Annotated in this window: 19 protein-coding genes; 3 read left to right on the forward strand and 16 right to left on the reverse strand. The window is 56.7% G+C overall.

Annotation, left to right across the window (positions count from 1 at the left end; genetic code table 11):
- Positions 1–68 precede the first annotated feature (68 nt).
- From QZH36_RS12685 to dnaB, 4 genes are all read right to left on the reverse strand, one after another.
- Positions 69–1,262 carry an amino acid aminotransferase gene (locus QZH36_RS12685; RefSeq protein WP_253456185.1) on the reverse strand — a complete coding sequence of 398 codons (1,194 nt, stop codon included), beginning with the start codon at positions 1,260–1,262 and terminating at the stop codon, positions 69–71.
- A 78-nt stretch (positions 1,263–1,340) separates the two neighbouring features.
- Positions 1,341–1,955, reverse strand: a complete 615-nt coding sequence (locus tag QZH36_RS12690) for a YitT family protein (protein WP_125290174.1) — start codon at positions 1,953–1,955, stop codon at positions 1,341–1,343.
- A 232-nt stretch (positions 1,956–2,187) separates the two neighbouring features.
- The gene (locus tag QZH36_RS12695; RefSeq protein WP_253456188.1) at positions 2,188–2,652 is read right to left on the reverse strand and encodes an Lrp/AsnC family transcriptional regulator; all 465 of its coding nucleotides are present in this window, start codon (positions 2,650–2,652) and stop codon (positions 2,188–2,190) included.
- Positions 2,653–2,920: 268 nt separating this feature from the next.
- Entirely contained in the window at positions 2,921–4,336 is a 1,416-nt protein-coding gene (gene dnaB / locus QZH36_RS12700; protein ID WP_125290172.1) for a replicative DNA helicase, read from the reverse strand.
- A 92-nt stretch (positions 4,337–4,428) separates the two neighbouring features.
- Between dnaB and QZH36_RS12705 the strand changes: the two genes are divergently transcribed.
- Positions 4,429–5,409 carry a quinone oxidoreductase gene (locus QZH36_RS12705; RefSeq protein WP_301730357.1) on the forward strand — a complete coding sequence of 327 codons (981 nt, stop codon included), beginning with the start codon at positions 4,429–4,431 and terminating at the stop codon, positions 5,407–5,409.
- 239 nt (positions 5,410–5,648) lie between these two features.
- On the opposite strand, the gene pspG is transcribed toward QZH36_RS12705, so the two are convergent.
- The 3 genes from pspG to QZH36_RS12720 form a co-directional block, all read right to left on the reverse strand.
- On the reverse strand, positions 5,649–5,879 hold the full coding sequence (gene pspG / locus QZH36_RS12710; RefSeq protein ID WP_253456194.1) for an envelope stress response protein PspG: 231 nt from the start codon (positions 5,877–5,879) through the stop codon (positions 5,649–5,651).
- Between the two features lie 248 nt (positions 5,880–6,127).
- On the reverse strand, positions 6,128–7,123 hold the full coding sequence (gene dusA, locus QZH36_RS12715) for a tRNA dihydrouridine(20/20a) synthase DusA (protein ID WP_301730358.1): 996 nt from the start codon (positions 7,121–7,123) through the stop codon (positions 6,128–6,130).
- 113 nt (positions 7,124–7,236) lie between these two features.
- Positions 7,237–8,475, reverse strand: coding sequence for a conjugal transfer protein TraF (locus tag QZH36_RS12720; RefSeq protein WP_301730359.1), 1,239 nt, complete (start codon positions 8,473–8,475; stop codon positions 7,237–7,239).
- A gap of 438 nt (positions 8,476–8,913) precedes the next feature.
- Between QZH36_RS12720 and zur the strand changes: the two genes are divergently transcribed.
- The gene (gene zur, locus QZH36_RS12725) at positions 8,914–9,429 is read left to right on the forward strand and encodes a zinc uptake transcriptional repressor Zur (protein ID WP_253456203.1); all 516 of its coding nucleotides are present in this window, start codon (positions 8,914–8,916) and stop codon (positions 9,427–9,429) included.
- A 147-nt stretch (positions 9,430–9,576) separates the two neighbouring features.
- On the opposite strand, the gene QZH36_RS12730 is transcribed toward zur, so the two are convergent.
- The 3 genes from QZH36_RS12730 to QZH36_RS12740 all read right to left on the reverse strand — a co-directional run bounded on the left by QZH36_RS12730 (position 9,577) and on the right by QZH36_RS12740 (position 11,514).
- Positions 9,577–9,786 carry a CsbD family protein gene (locus QZH36_RS12730; RefSeq protein WP_125290167.1) on the reverse strand — a complete coding sequence of 70 codons (210 nt, stop codon included), beginning with the start codon at positions 9,784–9,786 and terminating at the stop codon, positions 9,577–9,579.
- Between the two features lie 647 nt (positions 9,787–10,433).
- Positions 10,434–11,042 (reverse strand): transcriptional repressor LexA, encoded by a 609-nt coding sequence (lexA, locus tag QZH36_RS12735; protein ID WP_253456205.1) that lies wholly within the window; start codon positions 11,040–11,042, stop codon positions 10,434–10,436.
- A gap of 97 nt (positions 11,043–11,139) precedes the next feature.
- Positions 11,140–11,514: a diacylglycerol kinase gene (locus tag QZH36_RS12740; RefSeq protein WP_301252092.1), complete on the reverse strand. Its 375-nt coding sequence runs from the start codon at positions 11,512–11,514 to the stop codon at positions 11,140–11,142.
- Between the two features lie 128 nt (positions 11,515–11,642).
- Here QZH36_RS12740 and plsB point away from each other — a divergent pair, with 128 nt between their 5' ends.
- Positions 11,643–14,072: a glycerol-3-phosphate 1-O-acyltransferase PlsB gene (gene plsB / locus QZH36_RS12745; RefSeq protein ID WP_253461154.1), complete on the forward strand. Its 2,430-nt coding sequence runs from the start codon at positions 11,643–11,645 to the stop codon at positions 14,070–14,072.
- A gap of 60 nt (positions 14,073–14,132) precedes the next feature.
- On the opposite strand, the gene ubiA is transcribed toward plsB, so the two are convergent.
- From ubiA to QZH36_RS12775, 6 genes are all read right to left on the reverse strand, one after another.
- Positions 14,133–15,011 carry a 4-hydroxybenzoate octaprenyltransferase gene (ubiA, locus tag QZH36_RS12750; protein WP_301252090.1) on the reverse strand — a complete coding sequence of 293 codons (879 nt, stop codon included), beginning with the start codon at positions 15,009–15,011 and terminating at the stop codon, positions 14,133–14,135.
- Positions 15,012–15,539: a chorismate lyase gene (gene ubiC / locus QZH36_RS12755; RefSeq protein ID WP_253456214.1), complete on the reverse strand. Its 528-nt coding sequence runs from the start codon at positions 15,537–15,539 to the stop codon at positions 15,012–15,014. It abuts the gene before it with no gap.
- A 602-nt stretch (positions 15,540–16,141) separates the two neighbouring features.
- Positions 16,142–16,540 carry a phosphate-starvation-inducible protein PsiE gene (gene psiE, locus QZH36_RS12760; protein WP_253456218.1) on the reverse strand — a complete coding sequence of 133 codons (399 nt, stop codon included), beginning with the start codon at positions 16,538–16,540 and terminating at the stop codon, positions 16,142–16,144.
- 148 nt (positions 16,541–16,688) lie between these two features.
- Positions 16,689–18,776, reverse strand: a complete 2,088-nt coding sequence (locus tag QZH36_RS12765; RefSeq protein WP_253456221.1) for a YjbH domain-containing protein — start codon at positions 18,774–18,776, stop codon at positions 16,689–16,691.
- Entirely contained in the window at positions 18,776–19,525 is a 750-nt protein-coding gene (locus tag QZH36_RS12770; RefSeq protein ID WP_253456224.1) for a capsule biosynthesis GfcC D2 domain-containing protein, read from the reverse strand. Before QZH36_RS12770 ends, QZH36_RS12765 begins: the two co-directional genes overlap by 1 nt.
- Positions 19,522–20,163, reverse strand: coding sequence for a YjbF family lipoprotein (locus QZH36_RS12775; protein ID WP_253456227.1), 642 nt, complete (start codon positions 20,161–20,163; stop codon positions 19,522–19,524). Before QZH36_RS12775 ends, QZH36_RS12770 begins: the two co-directional genes overlap by 4 nt.
- Positions 20,164–20,169 lie beyond the last annotated feature (6 nt).

Below are 20,169 nucleotides of genomic sequence, written 5' to 3' on the forward strand. Positions count from 1 at the left end.
GGGAAAAGGTAAACCTGCGGAGGGAAAAAAGAGTGAAAAAGGCCGGACGGGCGTCCGGCCACAGCGGCTTACATGACCGCCGCGAAAGCTTCGGCAACCTGATGCACGTTCTCGTTGTTCAGGCCCGCCACGCACATACGCCCGCTGGCGATCAGATAGATGCCGAACTCGTCACGCAGGCGATCGACCTGTGCCGCGCTCAGACCGGTGTAGCTGAACATGCCGCGCTGCTTCAGCAGGTAATCGAAGTTTTTGCCCGGCACCGCCGTGGTCAGCACGTCCACCAGCGCCTGACGCATGGTGGAGATGCGCACGCGCATCGCCTCGACTTCCGCCAGCCACTGCGCTTTCAGCGCCGCGTCGTTCAGCACGCAAGCCACCACCTGAGCGCCGAAGTTTGGCGGGCTGGAGTAGTTGCGGCGCACGGTGGCCTTCAGCTGGCCCAGCACGCGGGAAGCTTCTTCCGCATCTTCACAGACCACGGAAAGACCGCCGACGCGCTCGCCGTACAGCGAGAAGATTTTTGAGAAAGAGTTGCTGACCAGCGCCGGTAAACCTGCGGCGGCAATCGCGCGGATCGCATAGGCGTCTTCTTCCATGCCTTCGCCAAAGCCCTGATAGGCAATATCCAGGAAGGGGATCAGATCGCGCTCTTTCAGTACCGCCGTCACGCTGTCCCACTGCTGGTTAGTCAGATCGGCGCCGGTCGGATTATGGCAGCAGGGATGCAGCAGCACGATGCTCTGCGGCGGCAGCGTCTTCAGCGTGGCGATCAGCTCTTCGAACTTCACGCCGTTGGTCGCATCGTCGTACCACGGATAGGTGTTTACCTGGAAACCCGCGCCGGAAAAGATCGCAATATGGTTTTCCCAGGTTGGGTTACTGACCCAGACCTGAGAGCCGGGAAAATACGCCTTGAGGAAATCCGCACCGACCTTCAGCGCGCCGGAGCCGCCAACGGTCTGGATGGTGGCGATACGCCCGGCCTGCAGCATTGGATGCGCCTGACCAAACAGCAGCGGCGCAACCGCGCTGCGGTAGGACGGCAGCCCTTCCATCGGCAGATAGAGAGAAGCATCGTGCGCCTGCGCGTTCAGACGCGCTTCCGCTGCGGCTACCGCCTTCAGCTGAGGAATAACGCCCTGGCCGTCGTAATACAGCCCGATGCTCAGGTTAACCTTGTGGGGGCGCGTATCCTGCTTGTAGGTTTCCATCAGGGAAAGGATCGGATCGCCAGCATAGGCATCAACGTTTTGAAACACGGTGCAAATCTCCATTAATTAGTTGGTCGGACGCTGTGGCGCTCGCGGCCTTGCGCGACGAAGGGCGCCGCGCCTGGTTCAGACAGCGTAACGGCCAGGGCGGTGGTTCATGGCGATAATCAGGTTAAGGATCGCCGCGCCCGCAACCGAGGCCGCCAGCATCGGCAACGGCACCACAAACAGCGAGGCCAGTACCACGCAGGTATCGACCGCCATCTGTAATTTTCCGGCACGGATACCGTAACGATCCTGTAGCCATAACGCCAGAATATTCACGCCGCCCAGGCTGGCCTTATGGCGGAACAGTACTATAAACCCAATCCCCATAATGACGTTACCGAACAGCGTGGCGTAAAAGGGATCCAGCGCGGAAAAATGGATAAAAAGCGTATGCAGATGGGTAAACAGCGACACCAGGCCGACGGCGCTGAAGGTTTTAAGGGTAAACGCCCAGCCCATGCGCTTAACCGCCAGCCAGTAAAAAGGCAGGTTGATCAGGAAAAAAGCGAGGCCGAAAGAAGCGTGCGTCAGATAGCTAAGCAGAAAAGCGATACCTGCGGTGCTGCCGGTCAGGGCACCCGCGCTTTTTAACAGCATTACGCCAAACGAGACCATCAGCGTTCCAAACAGCAGCGCCAGCGCATCTTCGATAAAGGTATGGGGGACTTTAACAGGCTGAACGACGTTATCCATAAGGTTGATTCTCTGAGAAATAAACGCTGACTCAGCAAGAATCGCACCACTCTTTTGCCATTCGGGTGATGGCGAGACAAGTGATTGACTGGAAAGAATTAACCTTGTGCGCATTTACGGGGTAAAAGCAGCAATATATGCATGAATAAGAAGAAACACGCTTATATCTCGCATGGTATACCCTGACCATGCACTAAATTGATCCACATCTGCACCAAAAAAGGGCTATTGGTCAGCCAGGCGTCATCATGCCGTTTTCTTTCAGGCGGGTGAGCACGACAGAGGTCTTAACATGCGACACGCTTCGATGTCCCGCCACCAGCTGGCTAATCAGCGCGCTCAACGCGGGCAAATCGGCGACGGCGACCTTTAGCAGATAGTCGGCGTCGCCGGTGGTTTTCCAGGCATCGACGATAGCCGTTTCTTCAGCCACCATGCGGGTAAAGCTGTCCACGTATTCAGCGGTGTGGTTAATCAGGCGGACTTCAATCAGGCCGATCAGGCCCAGCCCTACCGCATTAGCTGAAAGCCGTGCGTGATAGCCGAGGATCAGCCCCGCCTGCTCAAGGTTGATGCGGCGGCGGGAGCACTGCGAAGCGGAAAGCCCGACCAGATCGCTCAGCTCCTGGTTAGTCAGGCGGCCATTGCTTTCCAGCAGCGTCAGTATTTTGAAGTCATAATCATCGATCTGGGTCATCATTTATCCGGCGGCTAATTATTTTTCCTGCCGGACAGGTAAGCGCAGTTCCCGCCTCGTTGTCCAATACTATTTTCCTAAGGGAAAAACCGCTGCCGGGTAAACGCACGCTTATTGGTAATGGCTTTCTTGTCAGAGATTAATATTCAAAAAAATTACGAGAAGAACAGCAGGAGAGAATAAAGGGTTAGCGTATTGATATGCCTGAAGGCAATGAAAACCCTCTTCCAATAACGGCCGCTACCGGAAGAGGCAAAGAAAGAAGAGCTTATTCGTCGTCGTACTGCGGGCCGGCGTAGTTATCAAAGCGCGACCACTGGCCGTTAAAGGTCAGGCGCACCGTGCCGATAGGGCCGTTACGCTGCTTGCCCAGAATGATTTCCGCAATGCCTTTCAGATCGCTGTTTTCGTGGTAAACCTCGTCACGATAGATAAACATGATCAGGTCGGCATCCTGCTCGATGGAGCCGGACTCACGCAGATCGGAGTTAACGGGACGCTTATCGGCACGCTGTTCAAGAGAACGGTTAAGCTGCGACAGCGCCACGACCGGCACCTGCAGCTCTTTTGCCAGCGCCTTCAGCGAGCGGGAAATCTCGGCAATCTCCAGCGTACGGTTATCGGACAGCGCCGGGACGCGCATCAGCTGCAGGTAGTCGATCATAATCAGGCTTAACCCGCCATGCTCACGGAAAATACGTCGCGCGCGCGAGCGCACTTCCGTTGGCGTCAGGCCGGAAGAGTCATCGATAAACATGTTCTTCTTCTCCAGCAGGATGCCCATCGTGCTGGAAATACGCGCCCAGTCTTCGTCATCCAGCTGGCCGGTACGAATACGGGTCTGGTCAACGCGGGAAAGCGAGGCCAGCATACGCATCATCAACTGTTCGCCGGGCATTTCCAGGCTGAAGATCAATACCGGTTTATCCTGCAACATCGCCGCGTTTTCGCAGAGGTTCATGGCAAACGTGGTTTTACCCATCGACGGACGCGCCGCCACGATAATCAAATCCGAGCGCTGGAGACCTGCGGTCTTCTTATTAAGATCCTGATAGCCGGTGTCAACGCCGGTTACGCCATCATGCGGCGTTTGGTAAAGCGATTCGATCCTGGAGATCGTCGCTTCCAGGATCTGATCGACGCTTTTCGGCCCTTCATCCTTGTTGGCGCGATTTTCGGCGATCTGGAAAACGCGGGATTCCGCCAGATCGAGCAGATCTTCGCTGGTGCGGCCTTGCGGATCGTAACCGGCATCGGCGATCTCGTTTGCCACCGCGATCATTTCGCGTACCACCGCTCGTTCGCGTACGATGTCGGCATAGGCGCCTATGTTCGCCGCACTTGGCGTATTTTTCGATAATTCAGCCAGGTAAGCGAAACCGCCGACCATGCTGAGTTCACCTTTGGTTTCCAGCGACTCGGAAAGCGTGATCAGATCGATTGGCTTGCCCATTTCCAGCAGCCGCTGCATTTCGCTGAAGATCATGCGATGCGGACGACTAAAGAAGTCCTGCGCCACCACGCGCTCAGAGACGTTATCCCAGCGCTCGTTATCCAGCATCAGGCCGCCCAACACGGACTGCTCCGCTTCCAGCGAATGGGGCGGCAGCTTCAGCCCTTCCATTTGCCGGTCGCGCGGCTCACGGTTTTCATTGGATTTGTTGGTGGGTTTATTTCCTGCCATAGTGATGTAATACCTTGTGTGGGGACGCGCCAGTATACCCGTTTGACGGCCTTTCGTCCTCCATCAATCACGCGCAATCAACAGGAGTGACCATGCCAAAACGCATACAAATCAGTCAGCACGGCGGCCCGGAAGTGATGCAGATTATCGATGCGGCCATCCCGGAACCGGCCGCTGACGAGGTTGTGGTTGAGAACAAAGCGATAGGCATTAACTACATTGATACCTACGTGCGCAGCGGGCTTTATCCGGCTTCGCTGCCTTCTGGCCTGGGAACGGAAGCGGCTGGCGTGGTAAAGAGCGTGGGCGAAGGCGTGACTACGGTTAAGGTTGGCGATCGCGTGGTTTATGCGCAGTCGGCGCTGGGCGCCTACAGCGAATATCATGCCGTTGCGGCTGACAAGCTGGCGCTGCTGCCGGACGCCATCTCTTTTGAGCAGGCGGCGGCCTCGTTTCTGAAAGGGCTGACCGTGCATTACCTGCTGCGGCAGACCTACGTGGTACAGCCGGACGAAACCTTTCTGTTTCAGGCGGCGGCGGGCGGCGTAGGGCTGATCGCCTGCCAGTGGGCGAAAGCGCTGGGCGCGCATCTGATCGGCACCGTCGGCTCGGCGGAAAAAGCGGCAAGAGCCAAAGAGGCCGGCGCCTGGGAAACCATTAACTATCGCGAAGAAGATGTGGCAAAGCGCGTGCTGGAACTGACCAACGGCAAGAAAGTGCGCGTGGTGTACGACTCGGTAGGCAAGGATACCTGGGAAGCCTCGCTGGACTGCCTGCAGCGGCGCGGCCTGATGGTCAGCTTCGGCAACGCCTCCGGGCCGGTGACCGGGGTGAATTTATCAACGCTCACCCAGAAAGGATCGCTGTACGTGACCCGCCCTTCTCTTAACGGCTATATCACCAACGCCGATGCGCTGACGCAGGCCAGCAACGAGCTGTTTTCGCTGATAGCCAGCGGTGCGATTAAGGTAGAGGTGCCGGAACAGCAGAAGTTTCCGTTAACGGACGCGCAGCAGGCGCATAAAACATTGCAAAACCGTGCCACTCAAGGCTCCTGCCTGCTGATCCCCTAAGGGCAAACGCGCAGGCCTGTCAGAAATAAGTGGGGCTTCCCGTAGGAAGCCCCTTTTTCTTTTTTATAGTTCGCGCTGGTTGTAGGGTCAGCGGCGATGAATTTCGGCAATTCAGTAAAATCATCCTGACAGAATTCATAAGTAAAAAATATGTTTAATTGCAAATTTGTCTGTGCGATCTGCCAGGTTGTGATCGACTCCGCATTACCTTTTGCAAACCTGGCGTCAACGCTCTGAAATTAGCGAGATATCCAGCGTGCTGTTTTTGACGGCGGTTTACGGTATGCGCGATAAATCCATACCGCAGCGACCGCCAGCGCCAGCCAAGGCAGCATTTTAATGACCACCATCAGCAAACCGGCGAACATCATCACTACGCTGGCGACAAACAGCGCCAGGATAATCCCCAGCAGCGAAACGCCCGTCAGCAGCAGCATGACAAAAAAGCCAAGCACGAAAAAGATTTCCATCAGCGTTCCTCCCGTTAAAGATGCTGTAGCACTATTACAAGATCCGTGCCAGAAATGCAGTTCATCTAAAGCTTTGAATTTAATGAGAAAGGATAAAAGAACCGCACGGAGGGCCTGGTCAATATCGCTATTACCTGGCGCGATATTGACCAGGTAATAGCGAGCCAGCAGCAGGCCGTGCTTTACAGGCGGTCATTCGAGGATTTCTGCCGGCCGCCGCTTACTGATAGCGCCTTTGGCCCGACGGCTTATACCGCTGTCGGTACCTTGTCGGCCACCAGCGCCAGCGCGGCTTCCAGCGTCTCTACGTTCGCACCCGGCTTGTGGGCATTTTCACTCAGATAACGACGCCACTGGCGTGCGCCAGGGATCCCCTGAAACAGCCCCAGCATATGGCGAGTGATATGGCCCAGGTAAGTTCCCTGCGCCAGTTCGCGTTCAATATAAGGGTACATTGAGCGCACCACCGCCACCGGATCGACCGCAGGACGATCGCAGCCAAACAGCTCCCGATCAACCTCTGCCAGCATTCCCGGATTTTGATAGGCTTCGCGGCCTACCATCACGCCATCCACATGCTGCAAATGCGCTTTGGCTTCCGCCAGCGACTTGATGCCGCCGTTAATCGACAGCGTCAAATGCGGAAAATCACGTTTCAGTTGATAAACGCGCTCGTAGTCCAGCGGCGGGATCTCGCGGTTCTCTTTCGGGCTGAGGCCGGAAAGCCAGGCTTTACGCGCATGGATAATAAACATGTCGCAGCCGCCCTGTTCCGATACCTGACGGATAAAATCGCAGAGAAACTCATAGCTGTCCTGCTCATCAATGCCGATACGGGTTTTTACCGTGACCGGAATCGACACGCGATCGCGCATGGCCTTCACCGCGTCCGCCACCAGCGCGGCTTCTCCCATCAGGCAGGCGCCGAAGCGTCCGTTCTGCACGCGGTCGGAAGGACAACCGACGTTCAGGTTGATCTCGTTATAGCCGCGAGCCTGCGCCAGTTCGGCACATTGCGCCAGCGCAAGCGGATCGCTACCGCCAAGCTGCAGGGCGACCGGCTGCTCCTGCTGGTTCCAGGCCAGATAGTCGCCTTTGCCATGAATAATGGCGCCGGTGGTGACCATCTCGGTGTAAAGCAACGCCTGACGGCTCAGCTGACGGTGAAAGTAGCGGCAGTGGCGGTCGGTCCAGTCCAGCATTGGCGCAACGGAAAAACGGTGGGCAGGTAAATTTTGGGTCATAAAGCGCAAAGACTCTGATTAACAAATGACGATAATGTGCGCAATGATAGCATGACTGCCCGCAATCGCTAAACGGGCTGTAAGGGCGCACGGTGATGCGCCCCTGAGAGAAATCAGAACGTGAAGTTAAGCTGGGCTACCGCGCCCCAGGTATTGTCATTGCCCCGCATTCCGGCCAGGTCCAGATGTACCCTGTTAAACGGCGACACGCCAAAACCGGCGGTGACCACGTTGGTATCGTTAGACTTCATATCCGCACGATAACCTGCACGCAGCTGCAGCCAGTCCAGTACGCGATACTCCGCGCCCACGCCTGCATACTGGCTGTCTTCCACCGTTTTAAACCGTTTGGTCGGCGTGGCGTCCACATCCAGCGCCGCCGTCAGCCGCTCGGTATGATAAGAGACGCCAGGCGTCACTACCGGGCGGATCTGGTAAGTATCCTTGTAGCCGTTCACTTCGCGGGTATCGATATCGCGGGCAATCAGGTTCTGCGCGCTGACGCCCAGCGTCCAGTTATCGTTCAGATCGGTCGCCGCACCGGCATCCATGTTGAAACCGGTATTGGAATTTTTATAGCGCCCTTTGGTGAAATCCGACTTGTCGTAGTTATAAACGGAGGCGCTATAGTTATAGAGATAAGTCTTCTGGATCTTCGGCGTGATGCCAAACGAAACCGGATGACCGGCAATATTGAACTCATGCGCCACGGCAACGCCGTAGTCATAAACTATGGCGCCGCGTCCCAGCGCTGACGAGGTCAGCGAGTCCTGCGCGCCCGGCCGTGGAAAATCGGTGCCGTCGGCAATGCGCTGCAAATAGTCGATATCGCCCTGGCTGACGTTCGCCGTCACGTGCGCCGTACCGTAAGCTTTCGCCACAAAGGCAAAAGGCAGCACTTCGTTCGGCACGGTCACCGCCACGGCCGCGCCTGCCGTAGCCCAGGCTTTGTTGCCCTTGATGCCGCGCAGCTGGCTCGCCAGATCGCCGGCCGCCGCCCGCACGCGTGGATAATTCAGGCTGATGGGATCCTGCTCGGCAATGTCCTGATAGCGGTCAACGCTGTCGCTCAGGTCATCCACTTTATCGATGAGCTTGTGCTTATCCGTCAGCTGCGCGCCAGCGGCCGGAAGAATAATACTGACATCGTCTTCCGGCTGGGCTTTCGTCATCAGCGCCGGGTTAGCCAGCACCGCCGTGCCATAGGTTGAAGAGGCTACGCCCGTGCCACCCATCGCATCGTTGCGAGCGTCGTAGTAGTTGCCAGCGGCCAGAGCGCTTAGCGGAGCCAGAAACAGCACGGGAAATACAACCGGTCGGGTGAATCTGTTCAGCTTAAATTTTTTGACCATTTACTTCTAACCCTTCAACAAAGGAGACAGCGCCTGAAGCGCGACAAGTGTGATTGTCCGTATAATGGGCCGAACGGCGCTAAGTCATTAGCCTGAACTAAGTCAAATTACCGGGGCTTTTCTGCTCATTGCACGGCTTTTAATCTGCTAGCTGGCTTGAAAATAAGCCGTGTTTTCAACGTCTGCTGTGGAAAGGTTTACAAATATTTAAGTAAATGTAGCCAAAACATTTCAGAGTGCAACCGTTATTGACGGTCTTCTTTAGTAATGAATGGTACAACGCAGTTGATGACAAAGGTGAGCTTCCGCTCTTCGGATTTGACTGAAATTTTTTGCGGGCATAGCGATGAAGGGAGACGCTCAGGCGGGAAGCCGGAAGCGCGGCGTTTTTATCGGCGCTGTGATAATATAACGTGCTAAGCCAGCCTGGGGAGATCTATGAACATTAACAGTCCTGAAAATATTCTGTCGCAGGCGGAAGCTATCTGTCAGCAGCGCAACGTCAGGCTGACGCCTCAGCGTCTGGAGGTGCTGCGGCTGATGAGCCAGCACCACGGCGCGATCAGCGCGTACGACCTGCTGGACCTGCTGCGCGCCAGCGAACCGCAGGCCAAACCGCCCACTATCTATCGGGCATTGGACTTTCTGCTGGAGCAGGGATTCGTGCATCGCGTGGAGTCCACCAACAGCTATGTCGTCTGCCATCATTTCGAAGAGCCTGCGCATACCTCGGCGATGCTGATCTGCGACCGCTGCGGCGGCGTAGCGGAGCAACATGCGGAAGGCGTGCAGGATATTCTGAAGTCCCTGTCGCGGGCAGCGGGCTTTGCGCTGACCAACAGCGTGATTGAAGCGCACGGATTGTGCCAAAGCTGCGTTGAGGTGGAAGCCTGCCAGCATCAGGATGCGTGCCAGCACGATCATACGCTTGGGACAAAAAAGCGCGGTCGTTGAAACGGTCAACCATCAGAATAATTTAAGCGGCGGGATCGCGCCAGACAAAACAACAAGGGCAGCGCCAGAAGCGCTGCCCTTGCTTTAGAAGGCTATCCGGAGAATCGGCCCTGGCAGTGCCAGTCAGCCTTTCCGGGGGCTATCTTATCAGAAACGGTGGTTGTTGCTGGTTTCCCAGTCGCCCAGCTCTTTCTCAGCCTGGTCTTTGGTGTAGCCATAACGTTCCTGAATTTTACCGACCAGCTGATCGCGTTTACCTTCTACGACGGTCATGTCGTCATCGGTCAGCTTGCCCCATTTTTCTTTAAATTTACCTTTTAACTGTTTCCAGTTACCGCCGGCTTCGTCTTTATTCATCTTGTTTCTCCTTAACCTTAGGTGATAACAGCTTATCGTTACAGCAAAACCACTGACAGCAACATAAAACGCTGCCCAAATGCTTAACGTACAGATAATTGTAGTAGAAGATGGCAGGTTTGCACGGCGAGGCGGCGTATTTTTCTAAAAAAAAGCGAAGCGGCACGGGCCGGGCAGCAAAAATCGCGCGGGCTCGGATACTTAAGAAGCGGGAGAACAGAAGCGCTGAGGCGATTTTGCCGGTTCGATCGAAGGGAGCGGGAAGCGACGGATGCCAACAGAGAGTAACCGCCCATACGGAATGCCAACACACAATAACGCCAATGCGGAATACCAACAGGCAGTAAATATCAGCGTGGGATACGAAAAGACAATAAACGCTAAATACGAACAGGAGCGGGCATCGATATATGTCGGACAGAACTACGATGGCTTGCGCTCCACAGGAGACATTCAGGCACGGTCAGACAATATGGCAGGGGCAGACAACAACCGTAGGTGCGGTCAGACAATATGGCAGGGGCATACAGCAGAAGGATTCAGACAATATGAGAGGTGCGAAATAAAAGCCGTAGGCGATACGCCCGCCGGTAGAAGCAAGCCTCTGCGTCATCGCAACGACGCAGAGGCGGCACGGCGTCTGGCTATTACAGCCAGCTACCGTTGCGGATCACGCCGACGGCAAGCCCTTCGATAGAGAAGGTATGCTCACGCAGATCCACCACAATCGGCTGGAACTCGCTGTTTTCCGGCAGCAGCTGCACAATGTTGCCCTGCTTTTTCAGGCGCTTGACGGTGACTTCATCATCAATACGCGCTACCACGACCTGGCCATTGCGCACGTCCTGGGTTTTATGAACCGCCAGCAGGTCGCCATCCATAATGCCGATATCCTTCATCGACATGCCGCTAACGCGCAGCAGGAAATCCGCGCCCGGCTTAAACAGATCGGGATCGACCTGGTAATGGCCTTCGATATGCTGTTCCGCCAGCAGCGGTTCGCCTGCCGCCACGCGGCCAATCAGCGGCAGGCCATCGACTTCTTCCATCATCAGGCGGATACCGCGTGATGCGCCGGAAACGATCTCGATAACGCCTTTACGCGCCAGCGCCTTCAGGTGTTCTTCAGCCGCATTCGGGGAGCGGAAGCCGAGCTGAGCGGCAATCTCTGCCCGCGTCGGCGGCATGCCGGTCTGGTTAATATGCTGGCGAATCAGGTCATAGACCTGCTGCTGCCTTGCCGTTAGTGCTTTCATCCCGCCCCCTGGTTGTTTATACAGTCGACTGTGAGTATATACAGGTATTTCGTCAATGAAAACCTCAAGCCGGATAAAAAACCATGGTGATAGCTATTTAGCCCGGCGGCTGGTGAGAAAGCAGAATCGTCAGCCAGACAAAAACCGCTAACAGAATAGCTAACAGCACGGCAGCTGAGCCCATATCTTTGGCGCGCCCGGAAAGCTCGTGGAACTCATTGCCCAGCCTGTCGACCACGGCTTCTATCGCGCTGTTGAGGATTTCCACAATCACCACCAGCGCGACGGAGCCAATCAGCATGACTCTGGCCAAAGGCGTCACGTCCAGCCAGCAGGCGATAATAATCGCCACTACCGCCGCAACCACTTCCTGGCGGAAAGCCGCCTCGTGTTGCCAGGCCGCCCGTAATCCTTTCCAGGAATACCCCGCAGCTTTAATGATCCGCGTTAAACCCGAGGCGTTATTTGCCATAATCAGGGAACCCTTTGTTCTGTTTAGCGTCAATGTCAGGGTAGCGCACATTTTGCAACACCACAGATCTCATGCAAGGATTCTGGTATGCTTGCGGCGCTTTGCTAACAAGAGGCTTTATGTTGTCTATGTCAGGTTGGCGTAACTTATATTACAAATTATTGAATTTACCGGTAAAAATGCTGGTAAAAAGTAAAGCGATCCCTGCCGAGCCGGTCGTTGAGCTGGGGCTGGATACGTCGCGTCCTATTATGTATGTGCTGCCATACGATTCAAAGGCCGATTTGCTGGCGCTGCGTGAGCAGTGTCGCAAAGAGGATCTGCCCGATCCTTTAGACCCGCTGGAGATCGACGGCACGCTGCTGCCCCGCTACGTCTTTATTCATGATGGCCCGCGCGTATTTCCTTATTACGCGGCCAATCCGGAATCCGTAAAGACGTTTCACGACTATCTGGATCTCCATCGCAGCAACCCGCTGCTGGACGTGCAGATGGTGCCCGTCTCGATTATGTTTGGTCGGGCGCCGGGGCGTGAAGTTCAGGGCGAAAGCCAGCCGCATCTGCGCGTGCTGAACGGCATTCAGAAATTTATCGCCGTCCTGTGGCTGGGCCGCGACAGCTTTGTGCGTTTCTCGCCGATGGTGTCGCTGCGCCGTATGGCAACCGAGCACGGCACCGATAAAACCATCGCCCAGAAGCTGGCGCGCGTGGCCAGAATGCACTTTGCCCGTCAGCGCCTTGCCGCAGTCGGCCCGCGTCTGCCTGTGCGTCAGGATCTGTTCAACAAGCTCTTACAGTCCAAGGCTATCGCCAAGGCCGTAGAGGACGAAGCGCGCAGTAAGAAAATCTCCCATGAGAAGGCGCAGCAGAACGCCATTGAGCTGATGGAAGAAGTTGCCGCGGATTTCTCCTACGAGGCAATCCGTCTGACCGACAGGATCATGGGCTGGACGTGGAGCAAGCTCTATCAGGGCATCAACGTCAACGGCGGCGAGCGCGTGCGTCAGCTGGCGCAGGACGGCCATGAAATCGTTTACGTGCCGTGCCACCGCAGCCATATGGATTACCTGCTGCTCTCCTACGTGCTTTATCACCAGGGCCTGGTGCCGCCGCATATCGCTGCGGGCATCAACCTGAACTTCTGGCCGGCCGGCCCGATTTTCCGTCGCCTGGGCGCGTTCTTTATTCGCCGCACGTTTAAGGGCAACAAGCTCTACTCCACCGTTTTCCGCGAATACCTGGGCGAGCTGTTCACCCGTGGCTATTCCGTGGAGTACTTTGTGGAAGGCGGCCGTTCCCGAACCGGACGCCTGCTCGATCCAAAAACCGGCACGCTGTCGATGACCATTCAGGCGATGCTGCGCGGCGGCAACCGCCCGATTACGCTGGTGCCGATTTACATCGGCTACGAGCACGTCATGGAAGTTGGCACCTATGCCAAAGAGCTGCGCGGCGCGACCAAAGAAAAAGAAGGCTTTATGCAGATGGTGCGCGGGCTGCGCAAGCTGCGCAATCTGGGCCAGGGCTACGTCAACTTCGGTGAACCGCTGCCGCTGGTGGCTTACCTGAACAAGCACGTGCCGGAATGGCGCGACGCTATCGACCCGATCGAATCCCAGCGTCCGGCCTGGCTGACGCCAGCGGTCAACGATATCGCCCAGCGCGTCATGGTGCGGATCAATAACGCGGGCGCGGCCAACGCCATGAACCTGTGCGTTACCGCGCTGCTGGCTTCCCGTCAGCGTTCGCTAACCCGTGAGCAGCTGGTGGAACAGCTGGACTGCTATATTCAGCTGCTGCGCAACGTGCCTTATTCGCCGGACGCCACCGTGCCGGACATGACGCCGGAAGCGCTCCTGGATCATGCGCTCAGCATGAACAAGTTCGAGATCGAGCAGGATAATATCGGCGAGATCATCGTGCTGCCGCGCGAGCAGGCGGTGCTGATGACCTATTACCGCAACAACGTTCACCACATGCTGGTGATGCCGTCGGTGATTGCGGTAATTTTGATGCAGCATCAGGAGCTGACGCGCGCCGAGCTGCTGCGCCAGGTCAGCGTGATCTATCCTATGCTGAAAAGCGAGCTGTTCCTGCACTGGGAAAAAGACGAGCTGCCGGGCGTGCTGGATCCGCTGGTCAGCGAAATGGCGCGTCAGGGTTTGTTGACCGCCGACGAGCAGACGCAAACGCTACGCCTCAGCCCTGCCCGTTTCCATACGCTACAGCTGCTGGCGGCCGGTGTGCGGGAGACGCTACAGCGCTACGCCATCACCTTTTCTATCCTCAGCGCCAATCCGTCGATCAACCGCGGTACGCTGGAGAAAGAGAGCCGCACCATGGCGCAGCGCCTGTCGGTGCTGCACGGCATCAACGCGCCGGAATTCTTCGATAAGGCGGTGTTCTCGACGCTGGTGCTGACGCTGCGTGATGAAGGCTATATCAGCGATACCGGCGATGCGCACTATGAAAGAACGCATAAGGTCTATCAGCTGCTGGCCGATCTGATCAGCCAGGAAGTGCGGATGACCATTGAAAGCGCGCTGACATACGAGTAGGTAAGAGATAAAAAAAAGGCCGGCATGAGCATCACACCGGCCTTTTTTATTGGCTGTCGATCAGCCAGAAAACGGCGCGCAGCTCAAAGCGATGCCTACAAACAGGATCAGCCCCACATAGTTGTTATTCAGAAAGCCACGAAAACAGGCATCACGTTCGCGAGCGCTAATCAGCTTTTGCTGATAAATAAACAGCGTCGCCGCCGCCAGCAGCGAGCAGTAAAAAGGCGTACCCAGCTGCATCAGCCAGCCGATGGCGGCCATCAGCCCCAGCGTGGCCAGCTGCAACAGGCCGATAATCAGCTTATCAAAACGGCCAAACAGGATGGCGGTGGATTTGACGCCGATTTTTAAATCGTCATCCCTGTCCACCATCGCATACTGCGTGTCGTAAGCGACCGTCCAACAAATATTGGCGAAAAACAGCAGCCAGCAGGCCAGCGGCACCGTTTCGCTGACCGCCGCCCAGCCCATCGGAATGGCCCAGCCAAACGCCGCGCCCAGCACCACCTGCGGCAGATGGGTGTAGCGCTTCATAAACGGATAGATCCACGCCAGCGCCAGGCCGCCAAAAGAGAGCAGGATGGTCATCAGATTCATGGTCAGCACCAGGCAAAACGACACCAGCACCAGACCGCCAAACAAAAATTTCGCCTCCGTCGAGGTGACTGCGCCGCTCGGTAGCGGCCGCGATCGCGTGCGTTTGACGTGTCCGTCTATCTTGCGATCGGCAAAGTCGTTAACCACGCAGCCCGCCGCGCGCATAAAAAAGACGCCCAGCGTAAACACCACCAGCACGTTGAGCGGCGGCACGCGCAGCCCGGCCAGCCATAGCGCCCAGAAAGTCGGCCACAGCAGCAGCAGCGAGCCGATTGGCTTATCAATCCGCATCAGGCGACTGTAGGCCTGAAGCTTACTGACAGGTAAAGATTTTTCCATCTACTTCTTCCTTTCGGCCTGAACGGCGTGATAAAGCGGCGCAGGCGGTAAAAACAGTTCGGTCAGCAGCAGCGGCTTGCCGGAAAGGCGCAGCAGCGAGCGGCGACCCCACAGGTCGTGACTGCGTCCCGGTTCGATAAAATCGCGGCTGAGCGTCGACGAGGCGAAAAGATAGCGCCCCAGCGGCTGGCTGCCAAGCTGTTGCAGCTTCTGCTCCGGCCCTTGTAGCGTGGATTCCGGCAGGATGGTGCGGGCCGCCAGCCAGGCTTCGCCATCGCCGCACAGCAGGATTTCCCGCAGCCAGTAGCGCGGCTCTTCAGGCAGCAGCAGCGCATCCGCGCCGGCCTCTTCCGCCCCGATAAAGCCCTCGCGCAGGATCTCAACGGTAACTTTTTCGCAGTGGCGTTCAAAGCGGCGGGTCATGGAATCTTCTTCCATCAGCCAGTCAAGCAGCGACGGCGTCAGCTGGGGCGAAGAGAGTGGAAGCCATTCGATAGCGTGCAGCTGCGTCAGCGCGCGGTTGGTCATTGCGCTTCTCCGGACAGTAAAATGGGGCTAGCGTAGCACAAGGCAAAAGGCGTTAAACAGAATTTTAACAGGATAGCGAAGCGGAAAGCCGCCCCGGTAGGACGGCCTCCTGGCTTACTTGCCTGCTGCGTTAACGATCACCGTGATGGAATTATGGGACAGCTCCCACTTCCCTTCTCCGGATGACCACAGCGCACCAGAAACAACGAGCACGATACAAAGATACCGTTTCATTGTGCGGCCCTGCTAAAGGCCGCTTCGCAATGCCACCACCGGAGATGTAACTGCGAATGCAAGCACTTGGGAGTACTTGCGTTTACGGCCGTTGGAAATCCTTTTCCCAATCCGGTGCCCGCTTGCTTAAGACGGCGAAAAGGCCCGCCCGCATTGTACGCTAAACAAGCAGTTTGTACACTTGACAGACATTCTTCAAAAGGACATTCTATGAGCACTTGGGAGTGCTTGCGTTAAATCAGCAATCAACCTGCTGGCAAGGCCGCTTACCTGGCCAGCGCAAAAAAACCGCCGTTAAAGGCGGTTTTTTTGTTTCTGCCCTTGGGCGAAAAGCTGCCGCTTCGTCAGCCCACAAAGCGTCTTCCTGCCTATTCGCGTTTCAGGCGGTTGCTGTTCGCCAGCCACAGCGTCACCACCAGGATCAGGATCGCGACAGAATAGGCCAGCGTGTCGAGCGGATTCTTATGATCGACGATGATCAGGCGGATAATAGCCGTGATGCCGATATACACAAAGTAGCGCAGCGGGAAGTGGTAGCCGGACTGGAAGTACTTCACAATCAGCGCAATAAATTCAAAGTACAGAAAGTAGATCACAATCCCTTCGATCAGCAGATACGAAGAGGTCTGCTCGCCGGTATTCAGCAGCACGTTGGCCAGATGAAACGTCTCTTTTCCTAAAAAAACGGCCAGAATACCGGCCAGTGAAATCAGGCCTACGTTCAGCACCATCTGTAAAAACCAGGCAATACGCGTGGCGTTAATCATTATCATCCTCTGCAAATACGATTTCCCGTCAGATCATCCTGACCGCCACAATATGCTTTAGTGTGAGCTGCTTCACAAGTTTTCCGCAGGCCAGCCGCCCGCAACAGGCATAAAAAAAGGGGCGAAAATTCGCCCCTTGCTGTGCACCCTAGCGGAAGTCTTTGTCCCGATCGGTGGTCATATCGTAAAGCTGATACTTGCGGCCCAGCATCTGACCGCCGTCGCGCGTCAGCGGCGTCCAGTTGACCTGCGCGCGTCCACGCGTCGGCGAAGCGGTAAACAGATCCATCGGAATAGAAATGTAGAAGCCTTTGGTGAAGTCGCCTTCGCCATACTCCTCCGCCGAAACGTTGGTTTTGGTGGCGTAAGCGCCGACGATCACGCCACTGTCGAACTGACGGGAAACGTCCAGCGTCGCCCCTTTGTCCTCGGCCAGATACTGACCCACGCTCGCCTTCACCAGCACCTGATGGTTAAAGAAGGAGGGACGCCAGTAGGCGGTCAGATTACCGACTTTCGCATTGTAGTCGGTGAACTGCATCATGTTGTCCCAGTCGCGCTGCTTGACGTAGTTAGCGTCAACGCCGAACGCCCAGTCGGAATCAAGCGGACGATAAAGGAGTTCGCCGCCCACGCCGCCATACATCGTTTCCAGATAGCCGCCGTAAACCTGCCCGTAAAAGCCGTTGCCCAGGGAGTGCATATAGTTGGCTTGCAGGTTATTTACGTAGACGTTGTTGTCAACATAGTCGCGGATATGGGTACGGACGCGCGGCAGCGAGGAATCGGCCGGCGCGCCGTTATAGGTGAACTTATCGTAATTGTTCGCCAGGTTGCCGAAGACGCTGCCGTCCACCAGCAAATGATCGGTCAGCCAGTAGTTGGCGCTGGCCATCACGCCGACCTGGTACAGATAGAAGCTTTCCGGCCCGCCGACGGACTGGTTCAGCACCGGTGACAGGCTGGCGTTAAAGCGATCCGCGTCGATGTAATAGCCCTGCTCGGTATGGCCAGGATCGGACGGGTTAACCCGCTTCTGATCCAGCATTTTTTCTTTGCCGAGCGGATAGCCTTCCAGCTGCTGACGCAGGCTGTCGGTGCTGGTTTCCGTAGTGACCTGCGGCATATTGTTGCGCGTTTCGGTCACGTTCAGTTTTTCGATGTTCTGCGGCAGCGCATTCATCATGATCACATTGGCGCGATCGATCCCTTCCTGGGTATTGCGATATTTTACCTGCTGACCGGAAACATAAAGCGTGTCGCCCTTCACCTGAATTCTTGGCCCCACCAGGCCCGCATTATATTTCAGGTCGGTCAGCTGGTTCGCCACCACCGTCGGCTCGAGGAATTCGCCCTGCGGCTGCGGATTATAAGCTGGCTTAGGCGCATCCACCGAGGCGGTATGCAGATCGTTGAAGTTGGTGCGCAGCGTAAAGCCCGCCATCAGCGTGTTGCCACGCTCGTAGCTGACGTTAACGTCGGCCCAGTCGGTGATGCGATAAATAGCCCCAACGTTGACTTTACTTTTCTGCTCCAGGCGACCGGCAAAATCATCCTGATAGTCGTTGCCTTCGTATTCCACCTTCAGACGCAGCGGCTGCCATGGCGTCTGGTATTCAATGCCGCCGAAAATAGCCGCCGGGCCTTTAAACAGATCTTTGTCGCTGACCGAACCGGCGGTGCCGTTGGTGTTGGAGCGGTAGCAGTAGCTGCTGTCCGCCTCGCAGAACGGGTTTTTGACCGTGCCGCTGTTGCCGAGATAGCCGAAGCCCAGCCCGACGGTGAAGTCAAACGGCCCCCAGGCTTTGCTGGCAACCATATATTCGCTGTCGAACAGTCCTGTACCGCCCAGGTCGCGCGCGCCGACGGAGACTTCCGGCAACCAGTAGCCTTCCTGCCACAGTCGCGCTTTAAGATCGAACGCCTTGTCTTTATAGGACTGGCTGCCGCTGAAGCTTTCCACGGCGCTGTAGCGACGGGTTTTCACGTCGGTATAGCGGATGGTGGCTTCCAGCCACGGGAAAAGCTGCACCGAGGAGGAATAGAAGCGGTACTGATCGTTATAGCGGTAGTTCAGGCTGAATTCGCCATCTTTCGCCATACGCGCCGTCGGCACCTGCAGCAGGCCCACGCCGCCAAAGTCGGACTGCGATGGCCCGACAGGATCCGCAGCCTGAGCCTGGCAAGCGCAGGCCACGGACATCGCCAGCAGGCTGAGAAGGTAAGTTTTTTTCATCAGTCAGGGATCCGGTGCGTCAAAACAGAAATAATTTGCTGGTTAAGATCCGGGCCGTCAGGCAGCGACCAGGCAGAAAAGCCAACGTAAATAATGCTGCCCGCGTCGGGTTCAACATCGCGGCGATTCCAGTAGGCGACCGGCACCTGCTCGGTTTTGCCGGTAGGCGCGATCAGCGTGACGAAATTGCGCTCGCCGCCGTCCAGACGCTCGTGGTCAGCCAGATAGTCAACCACGCTGCGGCCCGCCACCCAGGTTGTTTTGCCGCTGTTATTCGCCAGACCGGCGATCGTCAGGCTGCCGGGTTTTTGCAGCGTATAGACGCTGTATTCACCCTCCAGCCGACGGTTCTCTTCAGGGCGCAGGCGCACCCAGTCCGGATCGAGATTCACAATCTGACGACCCGTGACCTTAATGGCGGCAATCTGCTGGTAAAGGTTATCGACAACCGCGGCTTTTTCGCCGTCGTCGTCGGCGCGTAATTCCGCGCTCCAGCTTTTCAGACGCGCCAGCAGCTGCTGCTGTTGCTGTACCGCCGCTGCCGTCGCCAGCTTTTCGCTGATAACCGTGCCTGGCCACCAGGTACCTGCCAGCGCGGGGCTTGCCGTCAGCTGCGCCAGGTTTTGCGCATGGCTGACCAGCGCAGTTTCGCTGCGATCCGGCGAGAAGACGGTGACTTCGCTGTCGGCGCACACGTTCAGTGACACGCAGGCGGCGAGGCCTGCGAGGAGATAAGTAATATTTTTCATGATTTTGCAGGCTTCAGGATGGTGGTTTCAACGGAGACGTCGTCGCCGCCCAGCGTCTGCCGCGACTGGCGAACCTGGCCGGTAGTCGTGTCGATCCAGAAAATATTGCGCCAGGTTTTACCGTCGGCCGTGACCTCTTCCTGCCAGACGCGGCAGGCGACGCGGTGCCCTGTCAGGTCAAGTACCTCATCCTGCAAACGCGTAAAGCGCGATACCGCCGTCGCGGCGTGGAAGCGGCCCGCTGCCGACCAGGTCAGTTGGCGTGTCCAGCCTGCGCCATCGGTCAGATGCAGCGGATCGGCCAGCGGATCCTGAGCAAGGTTGCTCACCTCATGCAGGTTGTCCGCCAGGCCTAACGTTTTCACTACGCGGCCATGCTGCGTGACGATCATGGTGCGATCGCGCGTGATCCATTTTTGCTGGCCGTTTTCGTCAAAGCCCAGCACCACAAAAATACGCTGGCCGTTGTTAACGCGCAGATACATGCTGGCATAGGGCAGGCCTTCGACCTGCTCTGCCGTTACCTCGACGTCGTCCGGCCCGAGCAGAGCGAGTTTTACCGTCTCCCCCAGGCTTTTTTGTGTTTGTGTGCAGCCCTGGGCAAGCAGGCATAAAAGCAGCAGTGGTAGGTAGCGCACTGGTGT

This window comes from Erwinia wuhanensis (assembly GCF_030484085.1).
Lineage (GTDB): Bacteria > Pseudomonadota > Gammaproteobacteria > Enterobacterales > Enterobacteriaceae > Erwinia > Erwinia aeris.